This is a genomic window from Collinsella sp. AM16-21 (assembly GCF_003471905.1).
Classification (GTDB): Bacteria; Actinomycetota; Coriobacteriia; order Coriobacteriales; family Coriobacteriaceae; genus Collinsella.
On sequence record NZ_QRKJ01000033.1, the window covers coordinates 1 to 2,028 of the forward strand.

The window sequence follows — 2,028 nt, forward strand, 5'->3', positions numbered from 1 at the left end:
CTTGAAGAAGGGGGAGGCCTCGCGGCCTCCCCCTTTTTTGCGTTTACAGGCAACATTCCTTATGCAATTAAATCAATTTAATCATCCACCGCTGAATATAGACGTTCACCGTTCTTTGGTCGGTTCTCTGTTCTCAATGGACTAATATTTGCTTTAGCGCACTGCTGCGCTTGTCCTGTTTTTACACGGGTCGTTTTATTGATTGTGACGGAAGGACTCACATGGCAGATGTTCATGAGCTGCTTGATACTTGGATTGCCAATGTCAAGGACGAGGAGCTCCTCGCTGAGCTTAACACGATGAAGGAGCAGGGTGATGAGGACGCCATCACCGATGCTTTCTTCCAAGATCTCGCCTTCGGTACTGCCGGCCTTCGCGGCACTATCGGTGCGGGCACTAACCGTATGAATATCTATACGGTCGGTCGTGCGACCCAGGGATTCGCTGACTACCTCAATGCGACCTTCGAGCATCCAACGGTTGCCATCGCTCGCGATAGCCGCAATAAAGGTGAGCTGTTCGTTAAGACGACGGCTGCCATTCTTGCAGCAAACGGCGTGACTGCCCTCGTTTATCCCAAGATTTCTCCTGTGCCGACGCTCTCCTGGGCCGTCCGTGATCTTAAGTGCTCCGGTGGCATTTGCATGACCGCTAGTCATAACCCGGCACCGTATAACGGCTATAAGGCCTATGGCCCCGACGGCTGCCAGATCACCAGCGAGGCCGCCGATGCAATTTCTAAGGCTATCGCCGAGACCGATACATTCACCGGCGTGAAGTCCATGGACTTTGATGAGGCTCTTGAGCAGGGTCTGGTTAAATGGATCGAAGGCTCATGCCTCGAGCGTTATTACGACGCCGTTCTCGCGCGCGGCGTGACTAACCTTTCTGCCGAGGAGATCGCTGGCGCTCCGCTTAAGCTCGTCTACACTCCGCTCAACGGCACCGGCCTCATTCCCGTTACTACGGTGCTCGAGCGCGCTGGCATCACCGATGTCACGGTTGTTCCCGAGCAGAAGGAGCCTAACGGCGATTTCCCGACCTGCCCGTATCCTAACCCCGAGATCCGTCAGGCCATGCAGAAGGGCATCGATCTCTGCGAGCAGGTTCACCCTGATTTGCTGCTTGCAACCGATCCCGACGCCGACCGTGTTGGCGTTGCCGTTAAAAATGGCGATGACTATCTGCTGCTGACCGGCAATGAGATGGGCGTTCTGCTGCTCGACTATATCTGCAAGACCCGTGCTGCCCGCGGTGAGGACCTCACTAAGAAGGTTGCCGTTACTACTATCGTTTCTTCCGCCATGGTTGACGCTCTGGCCGACGAGTACGGTTTTGAGCTTCGCCGCTGCCTGACGGGCTTCAAGTACATCGGCGACATCATTACTTCTCTTTCCGATGCTGGCGAGGTCGATCGCTTTATCTTCGGTTTCGAGGAGAGCTACGGCTATCTGGCCGGCGACCACGTGCGCGACAAGGACGCCGTGAGCACTTCGCTTCTGATTTGCCAGATGGCGCAGTATTACAAGCTCCAGGGTAAGAACCTTGCCGATGCGATGCACGAGCTGTACGAGAAGTATGGCTACTATCACAACAAGACGATTTCGCTAAGCTATCCGGGCGCTGAGGGTGCGGCAAAGATGGCCGGCATCATGGCTGGTTTGCGCGAGAACCCGCCCGCGGAGCTCGCCGGTTCCAAGATTGAGGCCGTCGTGGATTACAACACCTGCGTGAACGGCCTGCCGAAGGCTAATGTCATTGAGTTCGATCTCGAGGGTGGTAACAAGGGTATCGTCCGTCCTTCTGGCACCGAGCCCAAGATTAAGCTGTACATCTTCGCTAAGGGCGCGGATGCCGCCGAGGCTGATGCAGCACTTGACGCGATCGAGGAGTCCGGTCGCAAGCTCTTGGCCTAAGGCTTTGAAAGCCTATTTCTATAGATAGACGGAGGAGGGGATCTCGGAAACGAGGTCCCCTCTTTATTCAAGACTTTAGTCTGCTGGCCGCGCAGCGGCCAGCTTTAAACCA

Annotated in this window: 1 protein-coding gene; it reads left to right on the forward strand. The window is 55.5% G+C overall.

Translation table 11 applies throughout. The features are described from left to right. Positions 1-221 precede the first annotated feature (221 nt). Complete coding sequence (locus DW180_RS10050; RefSeq protein ID WP_117630084.1) at positions 222-1,916, forward strand: phospho-sugar mutase; 1,695 nt, start codon at positions 222-224, stop codon at positions 1,914-1,916. The last annotated feature ends 112 nt before the right edge of the window (positions 1,917-2,028 follow it).

Excerpts from the sequence above, each read along its gene's own strand:
- DW180_RS10050 (WP_117630084.1), top strand. The coding sequence starts at position 222 with ATGGCAGATGTTCATGAGCTGCTTGATACTTGGATTGCCAATGTCAAG.